General features: G+C 59.5%; 25 protein-coding genes and 1 other RNA gene. 15 read left to right on the top strand and 11 right to left on the bottom strand.

Annotated features, from left to right (window positions below):
- The first annotated feature begins 117 nt into the window (after positions 1 to 117).
- The 3 genes from ubiD to J4E42_RS07335 all read left to right on the top strand — a co-directional run bounded on the left by ubiD (position 118) and on the right by J4E42_RS07335 (position 3,521).
- Positions 118 to 1,584: a 4-hydroxy-3-polyprenylbenzoate decarboxylase gene (gene ubiD, locus J4E42_RS07345; protein WP_008024285.1), complete on the top strand. Its 1,467-nt coding sequence runs from the start codon at positions 118 to 120 to the stop codon at positions 1,582 to 1,584.
- Positions 1,584 to 2,552 carry a CDP-6-deoxy-delta-3,4-glucoseen reductase gene (locus J4E42_RS07340; RefSeq protein ID WP_008040685.1) on the top strand — a complete coding sequence of 323 codons (969 nt, stop codon included), beginning with the start codon at positions 1,584 to 1,586 and terminating at the stop codon, positions 2,550 to 2,552. The genes ubiD and J4E42_RS07340 overlap by 1 nt, the downstream gene beginning before the upstream one ends.
- 300 nt (positions 2,553 to 2,852) lie before the next feature.
- Complete coding sequence (locus tag J4E42_RS07335; RefSeq protein ID WP_192227496.1) at positions 2,853 to 3,521, top strand: gamma-glutamylcyclotransferase; 669 nt, start codon at positions 2,853 to 2,855, stop codon at positions 3,519 to 3,521.
- Here J4E42_RS07335 and glpT read toward each other — a convergent pair.
- A complete protein-coding gene (glpT, locus tag J4E42_RS07330; RefSeq protein ID WP_017341398.1) occupies positions 3,497 to 4,846 on the bottom strand; it encodes a glycerol-3-phosphate transporter in 1,350 nt (449 codons plus the stop codon). The two genes, J4E42_RS07335 and glpT, sit on opposite strands and share 25 nt — an antisense overlap.
- Positions 4,847 to 5,230: 384 nt before the next feature.
- A complete protein-coding gene (locus tag J4E42_RS07325) occupies positions 5,231 to 6,208 on the bottom strand; it encodes an NADPH:quinone oxidoreductase family protein (protein WP_008024273.1) in 978 nt (325 codons plus the stop codon).
- A gap of 150 nt (positions 6,209 to 6,358) precedes the next feature.
- Here J4E42_RS07325 and J4E42_RS07320 point away from each other — a divergent pair, with 150 nt between their 5' ends.
- On the top strand, positions 6,359 to 6,769 hold the full coding sequence (locus J4E42_RS07320) for a flagellar basal body-associated protein FliL (RefSeq protein WP_192227498.1): 411 nt from the start codon (positions 6,359 to 6,361) through the stop codon (positions 6,767 to 6,769).
- 108 nt (positions 6,770 to 6,877) lie between these two features.
- On the opposite strand, the gene J4E42_RS07315 is transcribed toward J4E42_RS07320, so the two are convergent.
- Positions 6,878 to 7,327 (bottom strand): EVE domain-containing protein, encoded by a 450-nt coding sequence (locus tag J4E42_RS07315; RefSeq protein ID WP_207284912.1) that lies wholly within the window; start codon positions 7,325 to 7,327, stop codon positions 6,878 to 6,880.
- A 201-nt stretch (positions 7,328 to 7,528) separates the two neighbouring features.
- Here J4E42_RS07315 and J4E42_RS07310 point away from each other — a divergent pair, with 201 nt between their 5' ends.
- Positions 7,529 to 7,681 carry a hypothetical protein gene (locus tag J4E42_RS07310; protein WP_008024268.1) on the top strand — a complete coding sequence of 51 codons (153 nt, stop codon included), beginning with the start codon at positions 7,529 to 7,531 and terminating at the stop codon, positions 7,679 to 7,681.
- 35 nt (positions 7,682 to 7,716) lie between these two features.
- Here J4E42_RS07310 and J4E42_RS07305 read toward each other — a convergent pair whose 3' ends face one another.
- The 4 genes from J4E42_RS07305 to J4E42_RS07290 all read right to left on the bottom strand — a co-directional run bounded on the left by J4E42_RS07305 (position 7,717) and on the right by J4E42_RS07290 (position 9,141).
- Positions 7,717 to 8,322, bottom strand: coding sequence for a 5-formyltetrahydrofolate cyclo-ligase (locus tag J4E42_RS07305; protein ID WP_008024267.1), 606 nt, complete (start codon positions 8,320 to 8,322; stop codon positions 7,717 to 7,719).
- 86 nt (positions 8,323 to 8,408) lie between these two features.
- Positions 8,409 to 8,587: non-coding RNA, 6S RNA (ssrS, locus tag J4E42_RS07300), on the bottom strand.
- A 30-nt stretch (positions 8,588 to 8,617) separates the two neighbouring features.
- Entirely contained in the window at positions 8,618 to 8,935 is a 318-nt protein-coding gene (locus J4E42_RS07295; RefSeq protein WP_008024266.1) for a cell division protein ZapA, read from the bottom strand.
- The gene (locus J4E42_RS07290) at positions 8,932 to 9,141 is read right to left on the bottom strand and encodes a TIGR02449 family protein (RefSeq protein ID WP_003177365.1); all 210 of its coding nucleotides are present in this window, start codon (positions 9,139 to 9,141) and stop codon (positions 8,932 to 8,934) included. Before J4E42_RS07290 ends, J4E42_RS07295 begins: the two co-directional genes overlap by 4 nt.
- A gap of 199 nt (positions 9,142 to 9,340) precedes the next feature.
- Here J4E42_RS07290 and J4E42_RS07285 point away from each other — a divergent pair, with 199 nt between their 5' ends.
- From J4E42_RS07285 to gcvH, 9 genes are all read left to right on the top strand, one after another.
- Entirely contained in the window at positions 9,341 to 9,901 is a 561-nt protein-coding gene (locus J4E42_RS07285) for a YecA family protein (RefSeq protein ID WP_008024262.1), read from the top strand.
- A 27-nt stretch (positions 9,902 to 9,928) separates the two neighbouring features.
- Complete coding sequence (pepP, locus tag J4E42_RS07280) at positions 9,929 to 11,263, top strand: Xaa-Pro aminopeptidase (RefSeq protein WP_008040694.1); 1,335 nt, start codon at positions 9,929 to 9,931, stop codon at positions 11,261 to 11,263.
- Positions 11,260 to 12,447 (top strand): 2-octaprenyl-6-methoxyphenyl hydroxylase, encoded by a 1,188-nt coding sequence (ubiH, locus tag J4E42_RS07275; protein WP_008024259.1) that lies wholly within the window; start codon positions 11,260 to 11,262, stop codon positions 12,445 to 12,447. Before pepP ends, ubiH begins: the two co-directional genes overlap by 4 nt.
- Positions 12,440 to 12,925, top strand: a complete 486-nt coding sequence (locus tag J4E42_RS07270) for a DUF4442 domain-containing protein (RefSeq protein WP_008040698.1) — start codon at positions 12,440 to 12,442, stop codon at positions 12,923 to 12,925. The genes ubiH and J4E42_RS07270 overlap by 8 nt, the downstream gene beginning before the upstream one ends.
- A 9-nt stretch (positions 12,926 to 12,934) precedes the next feature.
- Positions 12,935 to 14,152: a 2-octaprenyl-3-methyl-6-methoxy-1,4-benzoquinol hydroxylase gene (locus J4E42_RS07265; RefSeq protein WP_177318868.1), complete on the top strand. Its 1,218-nt coding sequence runs from the start codon at positions 12,935 to 12,937 to the stop codon at positions 14,150 to 14,152.
- Positions 14,153 to 14,397: 245 nt separating this feature from the next.
- Entirely contained in the window at positions 14,398 to 15,402 is a 1,005-nt protein-coding gene (locus tag J4E42_RS07260) for an extracellular solute-binding protein (RefSeq protein WP_207284911.1), read from the top strand.
- Positions 15,403 to 15,589: 187 nt separating this feature from the next.
- A complete protein-coding gene (locus J4E42_RS07255; RefSeq protein ID WP_008024249.1) occupies positions 15,590 to 17,206 on the top strand; it encodes an iron ABC transporter permease in 1,617 nt (538 codons plus the stop codon).
- Between the two features lie 156 nt (positions 17,207 to 17,362).
- Positions 17,363 to 18,445 carry a glycine cleavage system aminomethyltransferase GcvT gene (gcvT, locus tag J4E42_RS07250; RefSeq protein ID WP_207284910.1) on the top strand — a complete coding sequence of 361 codons (1,083 nt, stop codon included), beginning with the start codon at positions 17,363 to 17,365 and terminating at the stop codon, positions 18,443 to 18,445.
- A gap of 50 nt (positions 18,446 to 18,495) precedes the next feature.
- Positions 18,496 to 18,879: a glycine cleavage system protein GcvH gene (gene gcvH, locus J4E42_RS07245; protein ID WP_008040704.1), complete on the top strand. Its 384-nt coding sequence runs from the start codon at positions 18,496 to 18,498 to the stop codon at positions 18,877 to 18,879.
- A gap of 114 nt (positions 18,880 to 18,993) precedes the next feature.
- Here the strand turns inward: gcvH and J4E42_RS07240 are convergent, their stop codons facing one another.
- Positions 18,994 to 19,689 (bottom strand): hypothetical protein, encoded by a 696-nt coding sequence (locus J4E42_RS07240; RefSeq protein ID WP_008040705.1) that lies wholly within the window; start codon positions 19,687 to 19,689, stop codon positions 18,994 to 18,996.
- 173 nt (positions 19,690 to 19,862) lie between these two features.
- Complete coding sequence (locus J4E42_RS07235) at positions 19,863 to 20,552, bottom strand: hypothetical protein (RefSeq protein WP_207284909.1); 690 nt, start codon at positions 20,550 to 20,552, stop codon at positions 19,863 to 19,865.
- Between the two features lie 440 nt (positions 20,553 to 20,992).
- Here J4E42_RS07235 and gcvP point away from each other — a divergent pair, with 440 nt between their 5' ends.
- The gene (gene gcvP, locus J4E42_RS07230) at positions 20,993 to 23,866 is read left to right on the top strand and encodes an aminomethyl-transferring glycine dehydrogenase (protein WP_207284908.1); all 2,874 of its coding nucleotides are present in this window, start codon (positions 20,993 to 20,995) and stop codon (positions 23,864 to 23,866) included.
- A 171-nt stretch (positions 23,867 to 24,037) separates the two neighbouring features.
- Here gcvP and J4E42_RS07225 read toward each other — a convergent pair whose 3' ends face one another.
- Positions 24,038 to 24,358: a DUF2388 domain-containing protein gene (locus tag J4E42_RS07225; protein WP_008024239.1), complete on the bottom strand. Its 321-nt coding sequence runs from the start codon at positions 24,356 to 24,358 to the stop codon at positions 24,038 to 24,040.
- Positions 24,359 to 24,433: 75 nt separating this feature from the next.
- Positions 24,434 to 26,218 carry a GspE/PulE family protein gene (locus J4E42_RS07220; RefSeq protein WP_008040718.1) on the bottom strand — a complete coding sequence of 595 codons (1,785 nt, stop codon included), beginning with the start codon at positions 26,216 to 26,218 and terminating at the stop codon, positions 24,434 to 24,436.
- Between the last annotated feature and the right edge of the window lie 59 nt (positions 26,219 to 26,277).

Genomic DNA, 26,277 nt, shown 5'->3' with positions numbered 1-26,277 from the left:
GGAAACCCGGCTTTTTGCTATCTGATTTTTGATGAACGGCACTTCGTTGTTCTGAACAGAGGGGTTCGGCGCTAAACTGCCAGCCCCCGAACGCCACGGCCAACACGAGGCTCACGCATGCAGTATCGCGACTTGCGCGACTTTATCAGCGGCCTGGAACAGCGCGGCGAACTCAAGCGCATCCAGGTTCCGGTGTCCCCGGTGCTCGAAATGACCGAGGTCTGTGACCGCACCTTGCGTGCCAAAGGTCCGGCCCTGCTTTTCGAGAACCCGACGGGCTATGACATTCCCGTCCTCGGCAATCTGTTCGGCACCCCCGAGCGTGTTGCGCTGGGCATGGGCGCAGAAGCGGTGAGCGAACTGCGCGAGATCGGCAAGCTGCTGGCGTTCCTCAAGGAACCCGAGCCGCCGAAAGGCTTGAAGGACGCTTGGTCGAAGCTGCCGATCTTCCGCAAGATCATCGCCATGGCGCCCAAAGTCGTCAAAGACGCGGTGTGCCAGGAAGTGGTCATCGAGGGCGACGACGTCGACCTCGCGATGCTCCCGGTACAGACCTGCTGGCCGGGCGACGTCGGCCCGCTGATCACCTGGGGCCTGACCGTCACCAAAGGCCCGAACAAGGACCGGCAGAACCTCGGCATCTACCGTCAGCAAGTGATCGGTCGCAACAAGGTCATCATGCGTTGGCTCAGCCACCGTGGCGGCGCGCTGGATTACCGCGAGTGGTGCGAGAAGCATCCGGGCCAGCCGTTCCCGGTGTCCGTGGCGCTCGGCGCTGACCCGGCGACCATCCTCGGCGCTGTGACGCCAGTGCCGGACAGCCTTTCCGAATACGCTTTCGCCGGTTTGCTGCGCGGAAATCGCACCGAACTGGTGAAGTGCCGCGGCAACGACCTGCAAGTGCCGGCCACCGCCGAGATCATCCTTGAAGGCGTGATCCATCCAGGCGAAATGGCCGACGAAGGTCCGTACGGCGACCACACCGGTTATTACAACGAAGTCGACAGTTTCCCGGTGTTCACCGTCGAGCGCATTACCCACCGGATCAAACCGATCTACCACAGCACCTACACCGGTCGTCCGCCGGATGAGCCGGCGATTCTCGGTGTCGCGCTGAACGAAGTGTTCGTGCCGATCCTGCAGAAGCAGTTCCCGGAGATCACCGACTTCTACCTGCCGCCTGAAGGCTGCTCGTACCGCATGGCCATCGTGACCATGAAGAAGTCGTATCCCGGCCATGCCAAGCGGGTAATGCTCGGTGTCTGGTCGTTTTTGCGACAGTTCATGTACACCAAGTTCGTTATCGTCACTGACGACGATATCAACGCACGGGACTGGAACGACGTGATCTGGGCCATCACCACGCGCATGGACCCCAAGCGCGACACGGTGATGATCGACAACACGCCGATCGACTACCTCGATTTCGCCTCGCCGGTGTCCGGCCTGGGTTCGAAAATGGGGCTCGATGCCACGCATAAATGGCCCGGCGAAACCACACGCGAGTGGGGCCGGGTGATCGTCAAGGATGAAGCCGTCACCCAACGGATCGATGCCATCTGGAATCAGTTAGGAATAGATTGATGCGTGTAACTTTGCAGCCCTCCGGAGCAGTGCTAGAGATACTGCCCGGCGAGCGGATTCTCGATGGCGCACGCCGTCTGGGCTATGAATGCCCGCAAAGCTGTCGCAACGGCAATTGCCATGTGTGCGCCGCGCTGCTGGTGGAAGGACGAGTCGAGCAGGCCGGTGGTGTGCGCGACCATGGCGAGTTCTACACTTGCATAGCAGAGCCGCTGGAAGACTGCATTGTGCTGTGGGATGGCGTGCTCGCGCTGGGAGAATTGCCGGTGCGCAGCGTCTCGTGTCAGGTCATTGAGTGCAAGGATGTCGGCGGCGATACCTGGCGCGTGAGTTTTCGCGCGCCAGCCGGCAAGCCGCCGCGTTATCACGCTGGTCAGTATTTGATGATCGAGCGTGAGAACGGCGAAAAATCCGCATTTTCCCTGGCCTCGGCACCGCATGCGGGGCGTGATCTGCAAATTCACGTACTGGCGCGCGAAAGCAGTGCGCTGAGCCTGATCGAGCAACTGCAACGCAATCCGATGGTGCGGATTGAAATGCCCTTCGGCGATACCCATCTGGCAGAGTTGCCGGACGGTCCGCTGGTGCTGATCGCTGCGGGCACCGGCATGGGCCAGATCCATAGCCTGATCGAACATTGCCGGGCGTCGGGTTTCAAGCATCCGGTGCACCTGTACTGGGGCGTGCGTCGCCCTGAAGACTTTTATGAGATCGAGCATTGGGACGAATGGCAGAAACTGCCGAATCTGTTCCTGCATAAAGTCGTCAGCGATCAATGTGGCTGGAAGGGGCGCTGCGGGATGTTGCATGAGGCGGTGTGCGAGGATTTTCCGGATCTGAAAGCGCTGCATGTATACGCCAGCGGCTCACCGGCGATGGTCTACGGGACGCTGGACGCGTTGGTCAACGCCGGGATGGATGCCCATCAGATGCGTGCCGATGTGTTTGCCTACGCACCCAGAGGATGACGCTTCCCCTGTAGGAGCGAGCCTGCTCGCGATGGCGGTCAACGATAACGCGCTGCAGCAGCATGAACGCGTTGTCCCTGCCTCCATCGCGAGCAGGCTCGCTCCTACATATAACTTCATATATAGCCGATCGGTATTTATAGATTTATATAAATACCGGTAGGTTATATCGCATCCAGGCAATTAATTAAGAACTGTGCCGTGGCACTTAAATTGCCTTAAAACATATGTGCCTTATTGTTACAGCGGTGCGTTCTATTAAGTAATTCATCACCCGCGGGGAGCTGAACGCTATTCGCCATGAGCGCCATTGAATCTGCTTTTATGAATCTGGCTTACCCTCCGCGGCTCGATCTGGGGCCGCAGCTGACGCACGAACAATTGCTCAGCTCGATGCAGTCGACCATGGCGCGCCACAAGGGTGGGCCGGTCTGGCTGTTCGCTTACGGCTCGCTGATCTGGCGCCCTGAGTGCGCAGCGGTTGAACGGGTTCGCGGCCGGGTGCATGGCTACCATCGCGGTTTGTACCTGTGGTCCCACGAACATCGCGGCACGCCGGAAGTACCGGGGCTGGTATTTGGCCTGGATCGCGGCGGCTCTTGCAGCGGCTTCGCTTATCGCTTGCCCGAAGAACAACTCGAAGCGTCGCTGTATGCCTTGTGGCAGCGCGAAATGCCATTCCCTTCTTATCGCCCACACTGGTTGAACTGCCGTCTCGAAGATGGCAATCAGGTTCAGGCATTGGGATTCGTGTTGGAGCGACACCTGCCCAGCTATGCCGGCAACCTGCCGGATCACGTGCTGAGCCACGTGTTCGAAAACGCTTGCGGGCGTTACGGCACCACTCGCGATTATGTCGAGCAGACCGCCAACGCCCTGCGTAGCCACGCCATGCCAGATCGGAATCTGGAGGCGCGGCTCAAGCGCTGCAAATCAAAGGTCGATCAGGCGATGGCTTCGCGGGTCTGACTGGCGATCTGCTTGTGCCACAAGGTTGGCGCAAGGAAGGCCATTGCCAGCAGGCACGCGCCGATCAGCAAGACGAAACCGCCGTCCCAGCCGAAATGGTCCACGGTGTAGCCCATGGCTGCACTGGCCGCGACTGAACCACCCAGGTAACCGAACAGACCCGTGAAGCCCGCTGCCGTACCGGCGGCTTTCTTCGGCGCCAGTTCCAGCGCTTGCAAACCGATCAGCATCACCGGGCCGTAGATCAGGAAACCAATCGAGATCAGCGCGATCATGTCGACCGTCGGGTTGCCGGCCGGGTTGAGCCAGTAAACCAGCGTCGCCACGGTCACCAACGCCATGAACACCATGCCGGTCAGGCCACGGTTGCCACGGAAGATCTTGTCCGACATCCAGCCGCACAGAAGCGTCCCGGGAATACCTGCCCACTCGTAAAGGAAATAGGCCCACGAGGTTTTATCCACGCTGAAACCTTTGGCTTCCTTGAGGTAGGTCGGTGCCCAGTCCAGCACGCCGTAACGCAGCAGGTAGACAAAGACGTTAGCCATGGCGATGTACCAGAGCATTTTGTTGCGCAGTACGTATTTGACGAAGATTTCCTTGGCGCTGAATTCTTCTTCGTGACTGGCGTCGTAGCCTTCCGGGTAGTCGTTCTTGTACTTCTCGATCGGTGGCAGGCCAACCGATTGCGGCGTGTCGCGCATGGTGGCGAAGGCAAATACCGCCACGGCCATGGCCACTGCCGCAGGCACGTAAAACGCCGCGTGCCAGTCATTGAACAGGCCCATGCCGAGCAGGAACAGCGGGCCGATCAAACCACCACCGACGTTGTGCGCCACGTTCCACAGGGACACCACGCCCCCGCGTTCCTTCTGCGACCACCAGTGGACCATGGTCCGGCCACTCGGCGGCCAACCCATGCCCTGCGCCCATCCATTGATAAATAGCAGGATGAACATGATGGTCACGCTGGACGTGGCCCAGGGCGCAAAACCGAAAATGAACATCACGCCAGCCGAAACCAGCAAGCCGAACGGCAGGAAGAAGCGTGGGTTGGAACGGTCGGAAACAATGCCCATCAGGAACTTGGACAAGCCGTAGGCGATAGCAATCGCCGACAACGCCAGGCCCAGCTCACCGCGGGTATAGCCCTCTTCGATCAGATAGGGCATGGCCAGGGAGAAGTTTTTGCGCAGCAGGTAGTAACCCGCGTAGCCGATGAATATGCCGGCGAAGATCTGCCAGCGATGCCGTCGGTAGGCGCTGTCTATTTTTTCTTCAGGCAATGGAGCCTGATGTGCGGCAGGACGAAAGAAAGCAAACATTCAAGAGCTCCAGATTTCTTGTTTTGACTGCGGATGCGAATGTTACAGTTTCGTTACCGAAAATAGCACTGGTTCACATCGACCAAACAGCGGAAATGTTGGAGATTGCATGTTCCTTTACGAACATGTCGCTCAGGTATAAGTGAAGGGCGCTGTGGGAATTGTTAGCTCACAACCTTTTATGGCGCAGCGATGCCCGGCGTAGGGCGGGACTTTGGGAAATGAATACGCATCAAGCGACGCGGTACGTGCATTTTCTTCCGAAGGAAATTCGTGAGTTGCTTTGACGAAAAGTTTGGAGCGCTGTCTTTCTGCTGGTCATGTAATCGAAAAGGCCAGAACAACCTCATCAGTTGTTCTGGCCTTTTTGTATCCTGCTGCGACTCAGCGAACCTGCACCACCACTTTCCCGACCGCCTTGCGCTGGCCAAGATCATTGATCGCCTGCGCCGCGTTGCTCAGCGGGTACACCTGCGACACCAGCGGCTTCAGCTTGCCCTCGGCGAACCAGCCAAACAATTGCTGGAAGTTCGCCGCGTTGTCTTGCGGTTGGCGCTGGGCGAAGGAGCCCCAGAACACGCCGACCACCGCTGCACCCTTGAGCAGTGCGAGGTTCACCGGCAATTCCGGAATGCGGCCGCTGGCGAAACCGACCACCAGCAACCGGCCGTTCCAGGCGATGGCGCGGATGGCCTGGTCGAACAGGTCGCCGCCGACCGGGTCGTAGATCACGTCCGCACCTTGGCCATCGGTCAGGCGTTTGATTTCGTCCTTGAGGCTGGTTTCGGTGTAGTTGATCAGTTCATCGGCACCGGCAGCCTTGGCCACGGCCAGTTTTTCGGCACTGCTGGCGGCAGCAATCACGCGGGCGCCCATGGCTTTGCCGATTTCCACGGCGGCCAGGCCGACACCGCCAGAAGCACCGAGCACCAGCAGGGTTTCACCCGGTTGCAGGTTGCCGCGTTGCTTGAGCGCGTGCATTGAAGTGCCGTAAGTCATGCTGAATGCGGCAGCGGTGTTGAAGTCCATGGAGGTCGGGATCGGCAGCACGTTGTAGCCTGGCACCGCGACCTGTTCGGCGAAACTGCCCCAACCGGTGAGGGCCATGACCCGATCGCCGACTTTCAGGTGGCTGACTTTTTCGCCCACTGCGCTGACCACGCCAGCCGCTTCGCCGCCCGGCGAAAACGGGAAGGGCGGCTTGAACTGGTATTTGCCCTCGATGATCAGCGTGTCCGGGAAATTCACCCCGGCGGCGTGCACGTCCAGCAGGATTTCATTCTTCTTCGCGACAGGACTGGCGACGTCTTCCAGCACCAGCGATTCGGCAGGACCGAAGGCTTTGCACAGCACGGCTTTCATCAGGGCTATTCCTTTGGGAGTGATGGCCGATAAGTGTAGGTGTGTGAGTCGACGGGTCAACGAGCATGCCCCGCCCTGATAGTCAGCCATAAGCTTGTGCTTGCGCGGCGGGTCGTTATGCTAGGCCGCAAACCGGATAAGGAGCGAATTGTGAAAGCGTGGATCATGTTGTTGCTGGCCCTGTCTCTGCCTGTGGCAGCAGTGGCTGAAGAAGCCGCCAAAGAAGGTGAAGCCCCGAAAGTCAGCTACCTCACCCTGAGCCCGCCATTCGTGGGCAACTATGGGTTGGATGGCACGGCGAAGTTGAAGGTCTTCAAGGCTGACGTAGCATTGCGGGTCACTGGTGATGAGGCGGCCAAACAGGTGAAGGCCAATGAACCGTTGATTCGCAATCAACTGGTGGCGTTGTTCACCCAGCAAACCACCGAGGCGATGAACAGCATCGAGGGGAAGGAAAAGCTGCGTCAGGAAGCGTTGAAGCAAACCCAGCAGATCATGAGCGATGAAACCGGCAAACCGGTGGTTGAGGATTTGTTGTTCAACAACCTGATTATCCAGTAATGCTGGATTTGTAGGAGCCGGCTTGCTGGCGATAGCGGTTTAACATTCAACATCCATATTGATTGTTACATCGCCATCGCCAGCAAGCCGGCTCCTACAAAAAGCGTGTCAGCGCAACGCAATCACCGCCGCCCACTGTTCAGCGGTAACAGGCATCACCGACAACCGCGAACCCTTCTGCACCAGCGGCATCTCCGCCAACGCAGTCTGCTGCTTCAAATAATCCAGCTTCAACACCCTGGAAAACGTCTCCACATGCGCGACATCAATCGCGCTCCAGGCGTTTTTCTCGGCGCTGGCCTTCGGGTCGTAATAATGACTCTCCGGCTCCAGCGCCGTTGGGTCCGGATACGCCGCTTCGACAATCTTCCCGATCCCGGCAATCCCGGGCTCCGGGCAGCTGGAGTGATAGAAGAAGAACTCGTCGCCGACCGCCATCGCACGCAAAAAGTTACGCGCCTGATAGTTGCGAACCCCATCCCAGCGCGCGTTGCCGAGCTTCTCCAGACCTTTGATCGAGAGCTCGTCGGGCTCGGATTTCATCAGCCAATAGGCCATGGTTTTTGCTCCTTGCGAGTCAGGTGGACAAGTTGTCGGGCGATTTTATGACAAACCGACGGTCGGTTGACGCCAGCGTTTGCGTGTCGGTTCACGTTGTCGCAAAATGCCGGCCTTCTAAGCTTGACGCTGCTGCACGGCCTACACCTACAACGGAAACCGCTGCTGTCATCGTATTGATGTGCCTTTGGGGGGCAATCGATGAAACGCAAACCGGATTTACTATGGATTTTGGTTATTTTGTTCGGCCTTGGCGTCGTGACCACTGGCTATGCCCAAAGCTTGTGGAGCAACAAGACCGATGCGCCGATTGAAATCGCGCAGCAACAACAGCCGTCAGCCTTCAAGCGCTGAACCTGTCTTTTCGACGCCGCTGATTCGAGTGGCGTCTAGTCTGCGAAATACCACGCCTTGTCTGTAACCGTTCCTTGCAACGGCACATCCCAGCTCGCCTGAGCCAGTCTTCCGACCTTCTGACATTCATGGGCCAGCCCCAATAGCGTCGGCTTGCGCCAGTTTTTCCTCCGCGCCAGATACGCCAGGCTCCGGTCGTAGAAACCACCACCCATGCCGAGTCGGCCACCGACATCGTCGAATCCCACGAGCGGCAACAGCACCAGATCGAGCGCCCAGACTTTGCGTTGTCGGGCGAGGTTGTGCCTGGGTTCGAGAATACGGAAGCGATTGGGTTGGAGCTTTTCGCCGGGGCGAATCCGCTGGAACACCATTTTGGTTCGCGGCCAGGCGCTGAGCACCGGCAGGTAAGTCGCCTTGCCCCGACGTTGTGCGGCGCGCAGCAACAGGCGCGGATCGATTTCACCGTCGGTGGGTAAATAGAGCGAGATATGTTTGGCGCGGCGAAACAACGGCTGCTGGGCCAATTGCTTGTACAGCCCGCGAGCGGCCTGGCGCTGCTGACTGGCTGTCAGTGCGCGGCGGGCCTTGCGCAGCATGCGTCGAAGTTGCGGGCGGGGCAGCAGCGCAGGTTCGGTCATGGATTCGGGCTTCGGCAGTGCGGGTACACAAAGCGTACCCGTAAAAAAGCCGATGCCGGTATTTAAACCGGCATCGGACTGGAATCAGGCTCCCCGGATGAACCGCTGCTGACTTAGCCCTTGAACCCGAAAGTTCAAGGTGGAAGATGCAGTAGGCTTTAAGGCTTTCCGTCTAGCGGACATGCACACCAGCCCAACGTGCAGCCTCCAGGGTAGTGCGAATCGGCTCAGGGACGTGGTCAACTGGCAAGCACCCCAGGGAGTGTTGCGAGTATAACCCAAGCGGTCGGACGAATCAGCCCTTGGTGACGTCTGGATCGGTGGCGAGCACCAGATCGACGCGATCCAGCAGGTCGCGCACCTGCTCGCGGGTCGAACCGCTGACCTGTACATCCGGCCGCTCTTCCTTGTGCAGAAGGTCGTGCGTGATGTTCAGCGCAGCCATCACGGCGATGCGATCTGCGCCGATGACTTTGCCGCTGCTGCGGATCTCGCGCATCTTGCCGTCCAGGTAACGGGCGGCGCTCACCAGGTTGCTGCGCTCTTCCTGGGGGCAAATGATCGAATATTCTTTGTCGAGGATCTGCACGGTGACGCTATTGCTTGAACTCATGAGTCTTGCTCCAGGGCCTTGAGGCGCGAAATCATCGATTCGACCTTACGCCGGGCGATTTCGTTCTTTTCAATGAGGTGAGCGCGTTCCTCGCGCCAGGTTTTTTCCTGAGCTAGTAGGAGTCCATTTTGACTCTTAAGTTGCTCGACTCGATCAATTAGCAGTTCGAGTCTGGCCATCAGCGCTTGCAGGTCGGTGTCTTCCATTGTGTCCACTGAAATGTCTGATGGGTGTTGAGCCGTAGGAGCGAGCTTGCTCGCGATGGTCGCCAACGATAACGCTGGGTCCCTGACACCCAGCGGCGTTCTCGGGTTCATCGCGAGCAAGCTCGCTCCTACAGGGGTAGTCGATGTAGGATACAAGGCCTTCATTCTAGACATAGCGCCGTCTGGCGCCTAGCTGCCCATGCCCATTCAGAATTCTCCGTACCAAGCCTTCGCCACCCTGCTGACTTCCAGCGGTCACAACGTCTCGCCTGCCGAACTGCATGGCCTGCTGCTCGGTCGCAGTTGCGCCGGTGCCGGTTTCAATGCAGAAGAGTGGCTGATCGATGCCGCCGAGCTGCTCGAAGGCGAGCCGCAAGACAACGTTCGCAATGCCTTGATCGGCTTGCAAGAGATGGTCAAGGGCGAACTCACCGGCGACGACGTGACTGTCGTTCTGCTGCTGCCGACCGATGACGCGCCGCTGGCTGACCGTGCCGCTGCACTGGGTCAATGGTGCCAGGGCTTCCTCAGCGGTTTCGGTCTGAACTGCCGCGACAGCAGTATGCTCAGCACCGAGGCCACCGAAGTGTTGCAGGATCTGGCGGCCATTTCCCAGGTGCAAGACGCGCTGGAAGAGTCCGACGACGGCGAAAGCGACTACATGGAAGTCATGGAGTACCTGCGTGTCGCGCCGCTGCTGCTGTTCTCGGAAACCCGCAAGCCAGACGCGCCGGCTGCCGCCAAACCGTCGTTGCATTAATCGCGAGCCAGGAAAAGCCATCTGCCCATGATTCATATCCCGAAATCGGAATACAGCCGTCGCCGCAAGGCCTTGATGGCGCAGATGGAACCCAACAGCATCGCGATCCTGCCCGCCGCCGCGGTCGCCATCCGCAACCGCGACGTCGAGCATGTTTACCGCCAGGACAGCGACTTCCAGTACCTCAGCGGTTTCCCCGAGCCTCAAGCCGTTATCGTGCTGATGCCGGGTCGTGAGCATGGCGAATACCTGCTGTTTTGCCGTGAGCGCAACGCCGAGCGAGAACTCTGGGACGGCCTGCGTGCCGGTCAGGAAGGCGCGATCCGCGACTTCGGTGCCGACGACGCTTTCCCCATCACTGACATCGACGACATCCTGCCGGGCCTGATCGAAGGACGCGACCGAGTGTATTCGGCCATGGGCAGCAACCCGGAATTCGATCGCCACCTGATGGAATGGATCAACGTGATCCGCTCCAAGGCGCACCTCGGTGCGCAGCCGCCGAACGAATACGTTGCGCTGGATCATCTGCTGCACGACATGCGCCTGTATAAATCGGCGGCAGAAGTGAAGGTGATGCGCGAAGCCGCGCGGATTTCCGCTCAGGCGCATATTCGCGCGATGCAGGCCAGCCGGGCCGGGTTGCATGAGTACAGCCTTGAAGCCGAGCTTGATTACGAGTTCCGCAAGGGCGGGGCGAAGATGCCGGCGTATGGTTCGATCGTCGCGGCGGGGCGCAACAGCTGCATCCTGCATTACCAGCAGAATGACGCGGTGCTCAAGGACGGCGATCTGGTGCTGATCGACGCCGGTTGCGAGATCGACTGCTACGCCAGCGACATCACGCGCACCTGGCCGGTCAACGGCAAGTATTCAGCGGAACAGAAGGCGATCTACGAGTTGGTGCTGGCTTCACAGGAAGCAGCCTTTGCCGAAATCGCCCCGAACAAACACTGGAATCAGGCGCACGAAGCCACGGTCCGGGTGATTACCACCGGTCTTGTGAAGTTGGGCCTGTTGCAGGGCAACGTCGACGAACTGATCGCCAGCGAAGCCTATAAAGCGTTTTACATGCACCGCGCCGGCCACTGGCTGGGCATGGATGTGCATGACGTCGGCGAGTACAAGGTCGGCGGCGAATGGCGCGTGCTGGAAGTCGGCATGGCGCTGACCGTGGAACCGGGGATCTACATCGCCCCGGACAACCAGAACGTAGCGAAGAAATGGCGCGGCATTGGCGTGCGCATCGAGGACGACGTCGTGGTCACCAAAACCGGCTGTGAAATCCTGACCAATGGCGTACCGAAAACGGTCGCCGAGATTGAAGCCTTGATGGCGCAAGCGCGGACAAAAGCAGCATGAGTCGAGTCAATCTGGCAATTATCGGTGGCGGCCTGGTCGGTGCCAGCCTGGCGTTGGCCTTGCAGGCCGGAGCCAAGGCGCGCGGCTGGAAGATCGTGCTGATCGAACCGTTTGCCCCCGGCCACACCTATCAACCGAGCTACGACGCCCGTTCTTCGGCGTTGTCCTACGGTGCCAAACAGATTTATCAACGGTTGGGCGTGTGGCAGGAAATCTCCCGCCGTGCCGAGCCGATCAAGCAGATTCACGTTTCCGACCGTGGCCGTTTCTCCACCGCGCGCTTGTCGGCGATGGAAGAGGGTGTGCCGGCGCTGGGGTATGTGGTGGAAAACGCCTGGCTTGGCCAATGCCTCTGGCAAGGTCTGGACAAGGACGTGGTCACTTGGCGCTGCCCGGCGGAAGTCACGCGCATGGAACCGCTGACCGACGGCTATCGCCTGACCCTCAGCGACGAAACAATGCTGGAGTGCGACCTCGCAGTGCTCGCTGATGGCGGCCGTTCCGGTCTGCGCGAGCAACTGGGGATCGGCATCAAAAAGCGCCCGTACAACCAGAGCGCGCTGATCGCCAACATTACTCCGAGCGAAGCGCACAACGGCATGGCGTTCGAGCGTTTCACCGACGACGGTCCGATGGCGTTGTTGCCGTTGCCGGAAAATCGTTGCGCATTGGTCTGGACCCGTCTGGGCATGGACGCGCAACGGCTTGCGGCCCTGGATGAACGCAGTTTCCTCAGCGAATTGCAGGGCGTGTTCGGTTACCGCCTCGGCACGTTGAAACAGGTCGGCGCACGGCATCTTTATCCGTTGACGCTGATCGAAGCCGAGGAGCAGGTGCGTCCGCATCTGGCGATCCTCGGCAACGCCGCCCACAGCCTGCACCCCATTGCCGGCCAGGGTTTCAACCTGTCGCTGCGTGATGCGCAAGCGTTGGCGGATGCGCTGCTGGCGAGCGAGACCTCGCTCGGCGATTTCGCGACCTTGCAGGCTTACCGCGAACGCCAGCGGATGGATCAGAACCTGACCGTGGGCTTCTCCGATCAGGTCACGCGGTTGTTCGGCAGCACTCAACCGCTGGTTTCGCTGGGCCGTAACATCGGCCTGCTCGGCCTCGATCTGCTGCCGCCGGCCAAGCGCTGGTTCGCCCGACAGGCCATGGGCCTGGGTACGCGTCCAGATGCGTAAGTGGCTGACGAGCAGGTTCGGCAAAGCGCGGTTGATGCGTTGGATCATGACCTTCTACCCGCCGTACCTGGGCGCCGGGGTTCGCGTGCGGCACATCAGCGATGATTTCCGGGACATCACGGTGTCCATGGGCCTGGGCAGGTACAACCGCAATTACGTCGGCACGCAGTTCGGTGGCAGCCTGTATTCGATGGTCGATCCGTTCTACATGCTGATGCTGATGGAAAACCTCGGACGCAATTACATCGTCTGGGACAAAACGGCAGACATCGATTTCATCTCGCCGGGCAAAGGCCCGGTGTTCGCCAACTTCAGGGTCGACGAGACCTTGCTCGACGAGGTCCGCCGGCAAACGGCGAACGGCGAAAAATACCTGCCGCAATTGCAGGTCGATATCCACGACGGCGCCGGCACCTTGGTGGCGCGGGTCCAGAAAACCCTTTACGTGCGGCTCAAGCCGCAAGCGAGACAGGCTTAAAGCATGGACATGCGCGCAGATCTGCTGATTGTCGGGGCCGGAATGGTCGGCAGCGCCCTGGCGCTGGCGTTACAGGACAGCGGGCTGGAAGTCCTGCTGCTGGACGGCAGCCCGATGAGCGTCAAACCCTTCGACGGGCAAGCGCCGTTCGAACCGCGCGTGAGCGCGTTGTCGGCGGCCAGCCAGCGGATTCTTGAACGCCTCGGCGTGTGGGACGGCATCGCGAGCCGGCGCAGCAGCCCGTACACCGACATGCATGTCTGGGACGGCAGCGGCACCGGGCAGATCCACTTTTCCGCCGCCAGCGTGCATGCCGAGGTGCTCGGGCATATCGTCGAGAACCGCGTGGTTCAGGACGCCTTGCTCGACCGTTTGCACGACTGCGACCTCGGGATGCTGGCCAATGCGCGCCTGGAGCAGATGCGCCGCTCCGGCGATGACTGGCTGCTGACGCTCGCCGATGGCCGCACCTTGCGTGCGCCGCTGGTGATTGCGGCGGATGGCGCCAACTCGGCGGTTCGGCGCCTGGCCGGGGTGGCCACGCGCGAGTGGGATTATCTGCACCATGCGATCGTGACCAGTGTGCGCAGCACCAGGCCTCATCAAATGACGGCCTGGCAGCGCTTCACCGACAACGGTCCCTTGGCGTTTCTGCCGCTGGAGCGCGACGGCCAGCAGGATTGGTGTTCGATTGTCTGGTCGACCACGCCGAGCGAAGCCGAACGGCTGATGGCGCTGGACGACACAGCGTTTTGCCTCGAACTGGAACGCGCCTTTGAAGGCCGGCTCGGTACGGTGCTGAGCGCCGACCCACGTCTGTGCGTGCCGCTGCGCCAACGTCATGCCAAGCGGTATGTGGCCGAAGGTCTGGCGCTGATCGGCGACGCGGCGCACACCATTCACCCGTTGGCCGGGCAGGGGGTGAACCTCGGTTTCCTGGATGCCGCGGTCCTGGCTGAAGTGCTGCTGCAAGCGGCCGAACGGGGTGAGCGGTTGGCGGATGCGAAAGTGCTGAGCCGTTACGAGCGTCGGCGCATGCCGCATAACCTGGCGTTGATGGCCGCGATGGAAGGCTTCGAGCGCTTGTTCCAGGCGGATCCGCTGCCGGTGCGCTGGTTGCGTAATACCGGTTTGAAGATCGTCGAGCAGATGCCGGAGGCCAAGGCGTTGTTTGTGCGTGAGGCGTTGGGGTTGACCGGGGATCTGCCGGCTCTGGCCAAGGCCTGACTTTCGCTGGAGCTGATGGCCCCTTCGCGGGCAAGCCTCGCTCCTACAGGTTTCGAGTTGATCGCGACATTGGCGTACAACACAAAACCTGTAGGAGCGAGGCTTGCCCGCGAAGGCGTCGACACATCCGCTACACATCCCTAGCCATGCAACATCTGGTAACTCCTCCGCAAACTGTTCGATTGAGAAGGTAAATGTGAGTCCTTATCATTTGGTCTCACTTTTCGAATCGAGAGATCGCTCCCATGTTGGCACCGAAGCGTCTACTGACAGCACTCGCCCTGACCCTGATCGGCAGCACCGTCGCCCAGGCCGCTGACGAGGTGGTGGTTTACTCCTCGCGTATCGACGAGCTGATCAAACCGGTGTTCGACGCCTACACCGCGAAAACCGGCGTACAGGTGAAGTTCATCACCGACAAGGAAGCCCCGCTGATGCAGCGCATCAAGGCCGAGGGCGAGAACGCCACCGCCGACCTGCTGCTGACCGTCGATGCCGGCAACCTGTGGCAAGCCGAGCAGATGGGCATCCTGCAACCTTTCACTTCGAAAACCATCGACACCAACATCCCACCGCAATACCGTGCGGCTTCTCATGCCTGGACCGGCCTGAGCCTGCGGGCGCGGACCATCGCGTACTCCACCGACCGGGTGAAACCGGGCGAGTTGACCACTTACGAAGGTCTGGCCGACAAGAACTGGGAAGGCCGCCTGTGCCTGCGTACGGCGAAGAAGGTCTACAACCAGTCACTGACCGCCACCATGATCGAAGTGAATGGCGCCGAGAAAACCGAGAAGATCCTCAAAGGCTGGGTCAACAACCTGTCCACCGACGTGTTCTCCGATGATGTCGCGGTATTGGAAGCAATCAACGCTGGCCAGTGCGACGTCGGCATCGTCAACACTTACTACTACGGCCGTCTGCACAAGCAGAAGCCTGACCTGGCGGTGAAGCTGTTCTGGCCGAATCAGGCTGATCGAGGCGTACACGTCAATCTTTCGGGCATTGGCCTGACCAAGCACGCGCCGCACCCGGAAGCGGCCAAGGCGTTGGTGGAGTGGATGACCACGCCTGAGGCGCAGAAGATCTTCGCTGATGTGAACCAGGAGTTCCCGGCAAACCCTACGGTGGCGCCGTCCGCGGAAGTCGCCGCCTGGGGCAAGTTCGTCGCCGATACCTTGCCGGTGGAAGTCGCTGGCAAACGTCAGGCTGAAGCGATTCGCATGATGGATCGGGCTGGCTGGAACTGAGTCTGTCGATATACTGCGCCCCGCCTGTGTGCAGACACCGCTGACCCTGTAGGAGCGAGCCTGCTCGCGAAAAACGTCAACGATAACGCGGGGTGCCTGACGGTCCGCGGTGTTGTGTCGTTCATCGCGAGCAGGCTCGCTCCTACAATGGCCTCTGTGTATCGTCCATCCGCTTGAGAGCTTGTCCTTGGCCCACCCCGCCCAACGCCGCTGGTATCCCCTGGTCTTCGCCATCGCTGCGCTGGTCTTGCTGCCCCTCAGCGTTCTGTTGCTCTCCTGGCAAACCATCGATCATCAAATCTGGTCCCACCTCTGGGACACGCAGATGCCGCGGCTGCTGGGCAACACGCTGACCCTGGTGCTTGGCGTCGGTGCCGGCGTAACGCTGCTGGGTGTCAGCCTCGCCTGGCTTACCAGCCTCTGCGAATTCCCCGGTCGGCGCTGGCTGGATTGGGCGTTGATGCTGCCGTTCGCAATTCCCGCCTACGTGTTGGCGTTCGTCTTCGTCGGATTGCTGGATTTTGCCGGTCCCGTTCAAACGTTGATGCGCGAATGGTTCGGTACGGGCCTGCGACTGCCGCGAGTCCGCTCGACCGGCGGCGTCATCCTCGTTCTGGTACTGGTCTTCTATCCCTACGTTTACCTGCTGGCGCGCACGGCGTTTCTCGCTCAAGGCAAAGGCCTGATGGAAGCGGCGCGAGTCCTGGGGCAATCGCCGTGGCAGGCGTTCTGGCGCGTCGCGCTGCCGATGGCACGCCCGGCCATCGGTGCGGGCGTGGCGTTGGCGCTGATGGAAACCCTGGCGGATTTCGGTGCGGTGTCGGTGTTCAACTTCGACACGTTCACGACGGCGATCTACAAAACCTGGTACGGCTTCTTCAGTCTTTCGACTGCCGCACAACTGGCCAGCCTGTTGCTGTTGGTGGTGATGGTCGTGCTGTACGGCGAGCGCCGCGCACGCGGGGCCAACCGCGCGAGCAATGAACGACCGCGAGTCAAAGCGCTGTATCACCTGCGCGGCTTCAAAGCGCTGGCAGCGATGAGTTGGTGCGGTCTGGTGTTTGCCTGCGCCTTCGTGATCCCGGTGCTGCAATTGGTGGTGTGGTTCTGGCAGCGCGGGCGTTTCGACCTGGATGAGCGTTACACCGGCCTGATCGTCCACACCTTGTATCTGGGCGGCATGGCGGCGCTGATTACTGTCAGCGTTGCGCTGGTGCTGGCATTTGCCCGGCGCCTGGCGCCGACCCGGGCGATCCGCTCCGGTGTCAGCCTGGCCAATCTCGGCTATGCGTTGCCGGGTTCGGTGTTGGCGGTGTCGATCATGTTGGCGTTCAGTTATCTGGATCGCGAGCTGGTGATACCGCTGTCGGGATGGTTGGGTGGTGCCGGCAAGCCATTGCTTTTGGGCAGCCTGTCGGCCTTGCTGCTGGCCTATCTGGTGCGATTCATCGCGGTGGCTTACGGGCCACTGGAAAACAGCCTGGCGCGTATACGGCCATCTTTGCCCGAAGCGGCACGTAGCCTTGGGGTCGGTGGTCCGCGACTGTTTTTCAAAGTGTATCTGCCGTTATTGCTGCCCGGCACATTGAGCGCTGCGTTGCTGGTGTTCGTCGATGTGCTCAAGGAAATGCCCGCGACCCTGCTGATGCGCCCGTTTGGCTGGGATACGCTGGCCGTGCGCATCTTCGAAATGACCAGCGAGGGCGAGTGGGCGAGGGCGTCATTGCCGGCGCTGACCCTGGTTTTGGTCGGGCTGTTACCGGTCATCGGATTGATTCGACGTTCAGCGCATCGAAACACCTAGGTGTCAGTCCTACACCTTGAGGCTACAATGCGCGGCATTCGGTGCGGTCCGTCCTACAGACCCGGTTGCTGAAATCGGCTGAAAGCCTTCTATTTCAAGGCGTTCACTCCGTGCAGTACCGGCCCGCACCTTCGCCACGCCCGGAAGGAGAAACCCATGGGACAGCGTACGCCTCTGTATGACCTTCATCTCGCCCTCGGCGCGAAGATGGTCGATTTTGGCGGTTGGGATATGCCTCTGCATTACGGCTCGCAGGTCGAGGAACACCATCAGGTGCGCCGCGATTGCGGGGTTTTCGATGTATCCCACATGACCGTGATCGATGTCAGCGGCGGGCAGGCCAAGGCCTGGCTCCAGCATTTGCTGGCCAACGACGTCGAACGCCTGCACAGCCCCGGCCGTGCCTTGTACAGCACCATGCTCAATGAACGTGGCGGCATCGTCGACGACATGATCGTCTATCGCCTCGAGGACGGTTATCGCCTGGTGGTCAATGCCTCCACCCGCGATCAGGACCTGGCGTGGATGCAGGCGTACCTCGACGGCTTCGATGTGCAGCTCAACGAGCGCTCCGAGCTGGCGATGCTGGCCATTCAAGGCCCCCATGCCCGACACAAAATCTCCGAACTGGTCACCCAGGCTCGCGGCAACCTGATCCAGTTGCTCAAGCCGTTCGAAGGCCAGCCTGACGGTGACTGGTTCATCGCGCGCACCGGCTACACCGGCGAAGACGGTCTGGAAATCATTTTGCCGGCCAGTCAGGCACCGGGTTTCTTCAACGATCTGGTGGGTGCAGGCATCTCGCCGATCGGCCTTGGCGCACGGGATACGCTGCGTGTCGAAGCCGGCATGAACCTGTACGGTCAGGACATTCATCAAGATGTTTCGCCGCTGGCCTCGAACATGGCCTGGAGCATTGCCTGGGAGCCGGCCTCTCGCCAGTTCATCGGCCGGGGCGCTCTGGAAGCTGAACGGGCAGGCGGCGTGCAGCACAAACTGGTGGGGCTGGTCCTTGAGGAGCGTGGGGTTTTGCGCGCTCATCAAGTGGTCCGCATCGCCAATGTTGGCGAAGGAGAGATCACCAGTGGTAGTTTCTCTCCTACGCTTAGCAAGTCGATTGCACTGGCGCGCGTGCCAATGGCGACTGCCGACCGCGCAGAAGTGGAAATCCGTGGCAAGTGGTACCCGGTCCGAGTGGTCAAACCGACCTTCGTACGCCATGGCAAAACCTTGATTTAACCTTTTCTGGCGGGCAACGACCGCTGACAATTTTCTTGAGGACACAGAATATGAGCGATATCCCTGCCGACCTGCGTTTTGCCGAAAGTCACGAATGGGCCCGTCTGGAAGCCGATGGCACCGTCACTGTGGGCATCAGCGATCACGCTCAGGAAGCCTTGGGCGATGTGGTGTTCGTTGAGCTGACTGAAGTAGGAAACGTCTTTGCAGCTGGTGATCAATCCGGCGTGGTTGAGTCGGTTAAAGCAGCGTCCGACATCTACTCCCCGGTTGCCGGTGAAGTGATTGCGATCAACGAAGAGCTGAGCGCCAATCCGGAACTGCTCAACTCCGACCCGTACGGTGCCTGGATCTTCAAGCTCAAGCCAAGCAACACCGCCGATCTGGACAAGCTGCTTGATGCGGCTGGCTACAAGGCCGCCATCGGCGAGTAAACATCGCCAAAAGCGGATCCGCTACAAGAACGCCGCGTTTTCCTTGCCTGGAGAACGCGGCGTTTTTGTTTAATGCCGTGCGGTGAAGTCTTGCTGTGACGGTTTGCTGACCAATCATGCCGCCATTGCTACCGCTTTGTTTACCCTGGCATGAAGCGCCGTTATCTGGTCGTCTGTCAGACGTGTTGCCGGTTCGCCCGGAACCCAAACACCGCTGTCGTTGTAAGTGATTGTTTTGGTCTCTCCGTCATTGACCGTGACGACGTAAGAGTTAGATACATTTCCGGCGATTAAAGACCCCGCCGCCTGGGCTGTGCCGAACCATAGTTGGAACTGGTTTTTTGGTGTCATGGTGGTTGCACCGATGCTCATGCCGCCTGAACAGTTCACCCAAATACTGTTACCTTTGGAGTCCAGCAATATTTCGCTTGGATTGGCCAGTAGTTGGTTGTTGATTAAAATATCTCCAGAGACACCGCCATTTGTGGCAGGGCTGAATACGCCATATTCATCGAGTGTCGTTTTTTGTCCCGTATTGATAGGAAGGTTTTTGCCTCCCGAGGTAAATGTAATATCGCCTTGTTGTATTGGGGAGTTTGTAAAATTGACCATAAAAGAGTTGCTGGATATGTCGAATGTGTTTTTATATTGATAGCTGGGCTGGCCTGTTGTGGCTTTGGCGGGCTTTGCTAACCATATGGCGGTAAAGCTGTTATTTACCATTTTTGCAAGGTAGAGGCTGTAATTGTTGGTTTTCTGGGCGATCAGTTGTGCCTCTTCGATATAAACAATAATTTGCTGTTCGCTCATGGCTGTTTTCCATTCGGTCCGGTATTTCTACCGCGTTGCTAGTGTCAATAAAAAACCCTGTAGATCCAGGATTTACAGGGTTTTTTGAACATGTCTGCGCGTTCAAGACTGTCAACGGTAAAACGAAAGGCTTTCAGTCCATTGTGCAAACGGTGCTCGATCCACCCTCCATACTATGCCGCTACTTTGATCCCCACCCGGGCATGCAGCGCCGCGACTTCCTTGTCGCTGAGGCGGTTGGCCGGCTCGCCAGTCACCCAGTCGCCACTGTCGTTATAGGTGAGGGTGATGCTGCCTCCATTCTGCAAGGTTGCCACATAGGGATTGGATAGGTTTTGGGCAATCAGTGAGCCAGTTTCTTGAAGGTTTCCGAACCACAGTTGGTATTGGTCTTTGGGTGTCAGCGTTGCGGTGCCGATGTTCATGCCGCTCTGGCGATTTACCCAGATATTATTGCCATCGGAATCCAGCAGTATCTGGTGGGGATTGCCTTGGAGTTTATTGTTGATAAGAATATCTGACTTCACGCCGCCGTTTTGGGCCGGTGAAAAAACACCGTTTTGATCCAGTGTTGTAATCTGGCCGGTACTGATGGGCAGGTTTTTTCCGCCGGAAGTGAAGGTGACATCGCCTTGTTGAACCGGATCGTTCGTGAAGTTGACATTGAAGGATGGTGTCGTGATATCGAATGTGTTGCGGTATTGATAGCTAGGATTACGAACGGTGGCCACAGCACCTTTTGATTGCCAGATAACAGTAAAATCATTATTTACCTTTTTGGCCAGGTAAAGACTGTAGTTGTTTTCTTTTTGTGCAATCAGTTGCTGTTCTTCAATATACAAAATTATTTGTTGGCTGCTCATTTTTGAACTCCATTTCGAATAAAGCGTAGCTTGGGTTGTTTGTAACTGGGTAGTGGCTTTTTGGTTCCGTTGCCCAGTCCTCAACAAACATAGCATGCGGATTATTGCGCTATAGATCTATTGGCTATGCTTTGATTCTATCTATCGCGATTGGTTTTTTTAAGAGTTTGGTTGTTTTTATAAGTGTTGGCTTTTCACATATTTGCGGGCGCTGTTGCACGGGTGATTATGTTCGGACTTATTTTTGGCGAGTAAGAATAACTATATATAACTATCGGCGATGCATATATCGCTGGAATGAAAGGGCATGAAGAGACTTGGCGTGTTTTGTATGCTTCAGGGACGGGCCGCGTCCAAAGACGCCATGCCTCGCACAGGGGAGCTATGCTGGTTTGACCGTGTTGCATCGACGTTGAGCGCCAGTCAAGAGAGAGCCCGTCATGTCCCAGTTGCCGTCCTTGAGCCAGTTACGCGACCCCAATGCCTTCCTCCGCCGTCACCTCGGGCCCGATGCCGCCGAGCAGCAGGCGATGCTCGACAGCCTCGGCGTTGGTAGCCGTGTCGAGCTGATCGAGCAGACGGTGCCGCCGGGAATCCGCCTTAACCGGGCGCTAGACCTGCCCCCCGCCCTCGACGAACAGGCCGCGTTGGCCAAGCTGCGTGGCTACGCCGAGCAGAACCAGGTCTGGACCAGCCTGATCGGCATGGGCTACCACGGCACGCTGACGCCGACCGTCATTTTGCGCAATGTCCTGGAAAACCCCGGTTGGTACACCGCCTACACGCCGTATCAACCGGAGATCGCCCAAGGTCGGCTCGAAGCGCTGCTGAACTTCCAGCAATTGACCATCGACCTCACGGGCCTGGAACTGGCCAATGCCTCGCTGCTGGACGAGGCCACGGCGGCGGCGGAAGCCATGGCTCTGGCCAAGCGTGTCGCCAAGTCCAGGAGCAATCTGTTCTTCGTCGATGAAAACTGTCATCCGCAGACCATATCCGTGGTGCAGACCCGGGCCGCAGGTTTCGGTTTCGAGCTGATCATCGACGCTGTGGATAACTTGAAACAGCACCAGGTGTTCGGCGCGCTGTTGCAGTATCCCGATACCCACGGCGAGATTCGCGACCTGCGTCCGTGGATTGATCACCTGCACGCCCAGCAAGCCCTGGCCTGCGTCGCCACCGATCTGCTGAGCCTGCTGTTGCTGACGCCGCCGGGAGAGTTGGGCGCCGACGTGGTGTTCGGTTCGTCCCAGCGGTTTGGCGTGCCCATGGGTTACGGCGGCCCCCACGCGGCGTTTTTTGCCAGTCGCGATGAATACAAACGAGCGATTCCGGGGCGAATCATCGGCGTCTCGAAAGACGCGCGCGGCAACATTGCGTTGCGCATGGCCCTGCAAACCCGTGAGCAACACATCCGCCGGGAGAAGGCCAACTCGAACATCTGCACCGCCCAAGTACTGCTGGCCAATATCGCCAGTTTCTACGCGGTCTACCACGGTCCGGAGGGGCTGAAGCAGATTGCCCAGCGTGTTCACCGGCTGACCTGCATCCTCGCCGCGGGTCTGGAGCGTCGCGGCATTAGCCGCCTGAACAAACACTTCTTCGACACGTTGACGCTGGAGGTCGGTGGCACTCAAACCGCAATCATCGAAAGCGCGCAGGCCGCGCAGATCAACCTGCGGATTCTGGGGCGCGGGCAATTGGGCCTCAGCCTCGACGAAACCTCTGACGAAAGCACCGTGGCGAAGTTGTTCGATGTCTTCCTGGGTGCCGATCACGGGCTCAACGTCGACGAACTGGACGCTGAAACCCTGCCTTCCGGCATTCCTGACGGGCTGCTGCGCACTTCGCCTTACTTGCGTCATCCAGTGTTCAGCGCCCATCACAGCGAAACCGAGATGCTGCGTTACCTCAAGCAATTGGAGAACAAGGACCTGGCGCTCAACCAATCGATGATTCCGCTCGGCTCTTGCACAATGAAGCTCAACGCCACCAGCGAAATGATCCCCATCACCTGGCCGCAATTCGCCAACTTGCACCCCTTTGTGCCGAAAGAGCAGGCGGCCGGTTATACGCTGATGATCGAAGAACTGGAGCGCTGGCTCTGCGCGATCACCGGTTTCGATGCGATCTGCATGCAGCCCAACTCAGGTGCCCAGGGCGAGTACGCGGGGTTGCTGGCGATTCGCAAATACCACGAGAGTCGGCATCAAGGCGGGCGGGATATCTGCCTGATCCCGTCCTCGGCCCACGGCACCAACCCTGCCTCGGCGCAAATGGCCGGGATGCGCGTGGTGATCGTCGAATGTGACGAGGCGGGCAACGTCGATCTGGAGGATCTGAAAGGCAAGGCTGCTGAAGCGGGCGACAAACTCGCCTGCCTGATGGCGACGTACCCTTCGACCCACGGCGTGTACGAGGAAGGCATCAGCGAGATCTGTGAAGTTATCCACAGTCACGGCGGTCAGGTGTACATGGATGGCGCCAACCTCAATGCGCAAGTCGGGTTGGCGCGGCCGGCGGACATTGGTGCCGACGTTTCCCATATGAATTTGCACAAGACCTTCTGCATTCCCCACGGCGGTGGCGGGCCCGGCATGGGGCCGATTGGCGTGCGGGCGCACCTGGCGCCGTTCGTGGCCAACCACCCGGTAGTGGCGATTGACGGCCCGCTGCCGGAGAACGGCGCAGTCAGCGCAGCGCCCTGGGGCAGCGCGAGCATTTTGCCGATCAGCTGGATGTACATCGCGATGATGGGGCCGCAATTGGCGGACGCCAGCGAAGTGGCGATCCTCGCCGCGAATTACCTCGCGCAGCATTTGTCGGGGGCGTTCCCGGTGCTCTACACCGGGCGTAACGAGCGTGTGGCCCACGAATGCATCCTTGATCTGCGGCCGCTCAAAGTGCTGACCGGCATCAGCGAAGAGGACGTCGCCAAGCGCCTGATGGACTACGGCTTTCATGCGCCGACCATGTCCTTTCCGGTACCGGGCACCTTGATGGTCGAGCCGACCGAAAGTGAATCGAAGGCGGAACTGGACCGCTTTATCGGGGCGATGCTGAGTATCCGCGCGGAAATCACCGAAGTGCAAAACGGCAATTGGCCGGCGGAAGACAATCCGCTGAAACGGGCGCCGCACACCTTGGCCGACATCACCGGGGTTTGGGAGCGGCCCTACACCATCGAACAGGGCGTCACGCCGGACGCGCACACCAAGGCGCATAAATATTGGCCGGTGGTGAATCGTGTCGATAACGTCTACGGCGACCGGAACCTGTTTTGCGCGTGTGTACCGGTGGACGACTACCGCTGAAACACACACGGCCCTGTAGGAGCGAGGCTTGCCCGCGAAAGCGTCTTAACATCCAACATTTATGTTGACTGACATGACGCTTTCGCGGGCAAGCCTCGCTCCTACAGGGGTTTTGTGTTGCCCATAAAAAATGCCGCTCATGTGAGCGGCATTTTTGTTCAGCCGTAAATCTTACTTCGACGCGACGGCATTCTTCGCCAGGATCGCATTCGCCAGTTCCATATCCGTGGCCTGCAGGCCCGGGTTGTCGGCGCGGACTTTCTGCATTGCGGCTTCCAGATAGGGGCCGCGAATAGCGCCGTCACTGGCGACAAAGCTGCCGGCGTCGTCCTGGGCGGCGACGATCAGCTTTTGATCCCTGGAGGTCAGGTAGGACGAACCGGTGGTGGCACCGGAAGTAAGGACGTTACGCCAAAAGCTGTCATCAGCCATCGCCGAACCGACTGGAAGGGACAACACGGCGAGGGTAGCAACAGCAAGTTTGAAACGCATGATGGGTGACTCCACTGGGTTAACTACGCGGGGTTGGATTGCCAATGACCCTGCCGAGTTCCATCACGGTCGCAGCTACTTTTGTTCACTCTGCGGTGTCACCCGCAGCACCTCCTCGATCGTCGTCAAACCCGCCGCCACCTTCTGTGCGCCCGACAGTCGCAAGCTGCGCATGCCTTCCTTGAACGCCTGGCGCCGTATCGCCAGCAAGTCGGTGTCGGGGTTGATCAGCGCTTTGAGGCCATCCGTCAGTTGCATGATTTCGTACACCCCGGCGCGGCCGCGATAGCCGGTGTCGCGGCATTCCAGGCAGCCGATGGCGCGTTGCGCATTGCCGGGCAATGGCGCTTGCCAGGGTTTGGTCAGGGTTTGCCAGTCTTCTTCACTCAGGGTCAGCGGGGCCTTGCAGTGCGGGCACAACGTACGGACCAGCCGCTGCGCCATGACGCCGAGCACCGTGGCCTTGATCAGGTAATGCGGCACGCCCAGTTCCAGCAGGCGGCTGATGGCGCTGGGCGCGTCATTGGTGTGCAGCGTCGATAGCACCAAGTGGCCGGTGAGCGCGGCCTGAATCGCCATTTCGGCCGTCTCCAGGTCCCGGATCTCGCCGATCATGATGATGTCCGGGTCTTGCCGCATCAGTGCGCGCACACCGGCAGCGAAGGTCAGGTCGATGTTGTGCTGGACCTGCATCTGGTTGAAGGCCGGCTCGACCATCTCGATCGGGTCTTCGATGGTGCAGAGGTTAACCTCCGGCGTCGCCAGTTTTTTCAGCGTGGTGTAAAGCGTGGTGGTCTTGCCCGAACCGGTCGGGCCGGTCACGAGGATGATGCCGTTGGGCTGGCTCGTCATGTCCTGCCAGCGGCGCAGGTCTTCGGCGGAAAACCCAAGCTGATCGAAGTCCTTGAGCAGCACTTCCGGGTCGAAAATCCGCATGACCATTTTTTCGCCGAACGCCGTCGGCAATGTCGACAGCCGCAGTTCGACTTCGCCGCCATCCGGGGTCTTGGTTTTGACCCGGCCGTCCTGGGGTTTGCGTTTTTCCGCGACGTTCATCCGCCCCAGGCTCTTCAGGCGACTGACAATCGCCATGGTCACCTGCGGCGGGAATTGATAGACGTTGTGCAACACGCCGTCGATGCGAAAACGCACCGTGCCTTGCTCGCGTCGGGGCTCGATGTGGATATCGCTGGCGCGTTGCTGGAAAGCGTACTGGAACAGCCAGTCGACGATATTGACGATGTGCGCGTCGTTGGCGTCCGGCTCCTGATCGCTGGCACCGAGGTTGAGCAGTTGTTCGAAATTGCCCAGGGTGCTGGTTTGATGATCGTTGTTGGTCGCGCCGCTGACCGATTTGGCCAGGCGAAAGAACTCCACGCTGAAGCGCTGGATGTCCACCGGGTTGGCCACCACCCGTTTGATCGGCAGCTTCAACACATGGGTCAGGTCGGCTTCCCAACCTTTGACGTAAGGCTGGGCGCTGGCCACGGTCACGGCGTCGCGATCGATGGACACCGCGAGAATCTTGTGGCGCTGGGCGAAGGCGTAGGACATCAGCGGCGTAACGGCCGCGACGTTGATTTTCAGCGGATCGATGCGCAGATAAGGCTGACCGGCCTGCTGCGATAGCCACAGGGTCAGGCTTTCCAGATCGAGGTGTTTGCCGGGACGGCTGAGGTCATCCAGCTGTTGGCTGGCGATGAACTCCAGTGGGTGCATCTGGCCATTGGCGGCGTGACGGCGGCGGGCATTCAGTGCGTGCTCGGCCGAGTCCTGGCTGATAAAGCCCTGGGCGACCAGCTCGCGCAGCAAATCATTGAGATCCAGCCAGCGGTCCTGAAAGGCAAGTTGAACGGACATGCGGGCTCCTCGTGAACAACAGTTCGCAAAGGATAGTCGTGGACCCACCGACCGTTGGG

The sequence above is a fragment of the Pseudomonas sp. FW300-N2A2 genome (assembly GCF_017351735.1).
GTDB classification, from domain to species: Bacteria; Pseudomonadota; Gammaproteobacteria; order Pseudomonadales; family Pseudomonadaceae; genus Aquipseudomonas; species Aquipseudomonas migulae.
The sequence above is the reverse complement of the archived record's forward strand: the minus strand, read 5'-3'. Positions and strand labels throughout refer to the sequence as shown.

Coding starts and splice junctions, on each gene's coding strand:
- J4E42_RS07315 (WP_207284912.1), bottom strand. CDS start 7,327: ATGGCCTATTGGCTGATGAAATCCGAGCCCGACGAGCTCTCGATCAAA.
- J4E42_RS07240 (WP_008040705.1), bottom strand. CDS start 19,689: ATGAGCGAACAGCAAATTATTGTTTATATCGAAGAGGCACAACTGATC.
- gcvT (WP_207284910.1), top strand. CDS start 17,363: ATGGGACAGCGTACGCCTCTGTATGACCTTCATCTCGCCCTCGGCGCG.
- J4E42_RS07220 (WP_008040718.1), bottom strand. CDS start 26,218: ATGTCCGTTCAACTTGCCTTTCAGGACCGCTGGCTGGATCTCAATGAT.
- J4E42_RS07310 (WP_008024268.1), top strand. CDS start 7,529: ATGAAACGCAAACCGGATTTACTATGGATTTTGGTTATTTTGTTCGGC.
- glpT (WP_017341398.1), bottom strand. CDS start 4,846: ATGTTTGCTTTCTTTCGTCCTGCCGCACATCAGGCTCCATTGCCTGAA.
- J4E42_RS07225 (WP_008024239.1), bottom strand. CDS start 24,358: ATGCGTTTCAAACTTGCTGTTGCTACCCTCGCCGTGTTGTCCCTTCCA.
- pepP (WP_008040694.1), top strand. CDS start 9,929: ATGATTCATATCCCGAAATCGGAATACAGCCGTCGCCGCAAGGCCTTG.
- J4E42_RS07265 (WP_177318868.1), top strand. CDS start 12,935: ATGCGCGCAGATCTGCTGATTGTCGGGGCCGGAATGGTCGGCAGCGCC.
- J4E42_RS07305 (WP_008024267.1), bottom strand. CDS start 8,322: ATGACCGAACCTGCGCTGCTGCCCCGCCCGCAACTTCGACGCATGCTG.
- ubiD (WP_008024285.1), top strand. CDS start 118: ATGCAGTATCGCGACTTGCGCGACTTTATCAGCGGCCTGGAACAGCGC.
- J4E42_RS07285 (WP_008024262.1), top strand. CDS start 9,341: ATGCCCATTCAGAATTCTCCGTACCAAGCCTTCGCCACCCTGCTGACT.
- J4E42_RS07295 (WP_008024266.1), bottom strand. CDS start 8,935: ATGAGTTCAAGCAATAGCGTCACCGTGCAGATCCTCGACAAAGAATAT.
- J4E42_RS07335 (WP_192227496.1), top strand. CDS start 2,853: ATGAGCGCCATTGAATCTGCTTTTATGAATCTGGCTTACCCTCCGCGG.
- J4E42_RS07235 (WP_207284909.1), bottom strand. CDS start 20,552: ATGAGCAGCCAACAAATAATTTTGTATATTGAAGAACAGCAACTGATT.
- gcvP (WP_207284908.1), top strand. CDS start 20,993: ATGTCCCAGTTGCCGTCCTTGAGCCAGTTACGCGACCCCAATGCCTTC.
- J4E42_RS07325 (WP_008024273.1), bottom strand. CDS start 6,208: ATGAAAGCCGTGCTGTGCAAAGCCTTCGGTCCTGCCGAATCGCTGGTG.
- J4E42_RS07340 (WP_008040685.1), top strand. CDS start 1,584: ATGCGTGTAACTTTGCAGCCCTCCGGAGCAGTGCTAGAGATACTGCCC.
- J4E42_RS07290 (WP_003177365.1), bottom strand. CDS start 9,141: ATGGAAGACACCGACCTGCAAGCGCTGATGGCCAGACTCGAACTGCTA.
- J4E42_RS07260 (WP_207284911.1), top strand. CDS start 14,398: ATGTTGGCACCGAAGCGTCTACTGACAGCACTCGCCCTGACCCTGATC.
- gcvH (WP_008040704.1), top strand. CDS start 18,496: ATGAGCGATATCCCTGCCGACCTGCGTTTTGCCGAAAGTCACGAATGG.
- J4E42_RS07270 (WP_008040698.1), top strand. CDS start 12,440: ATGCGTAAGTGGCTGACGAGCAGGTTCGGCAAAGCGCGGTTGATGCGT.
- ubiH (WP_008024259.1), top strand. CDS start 11,260: ATGAGTCGAGTCAATCTGGCAATTATCGGTGGCGGCCTGGTCGGTGCC.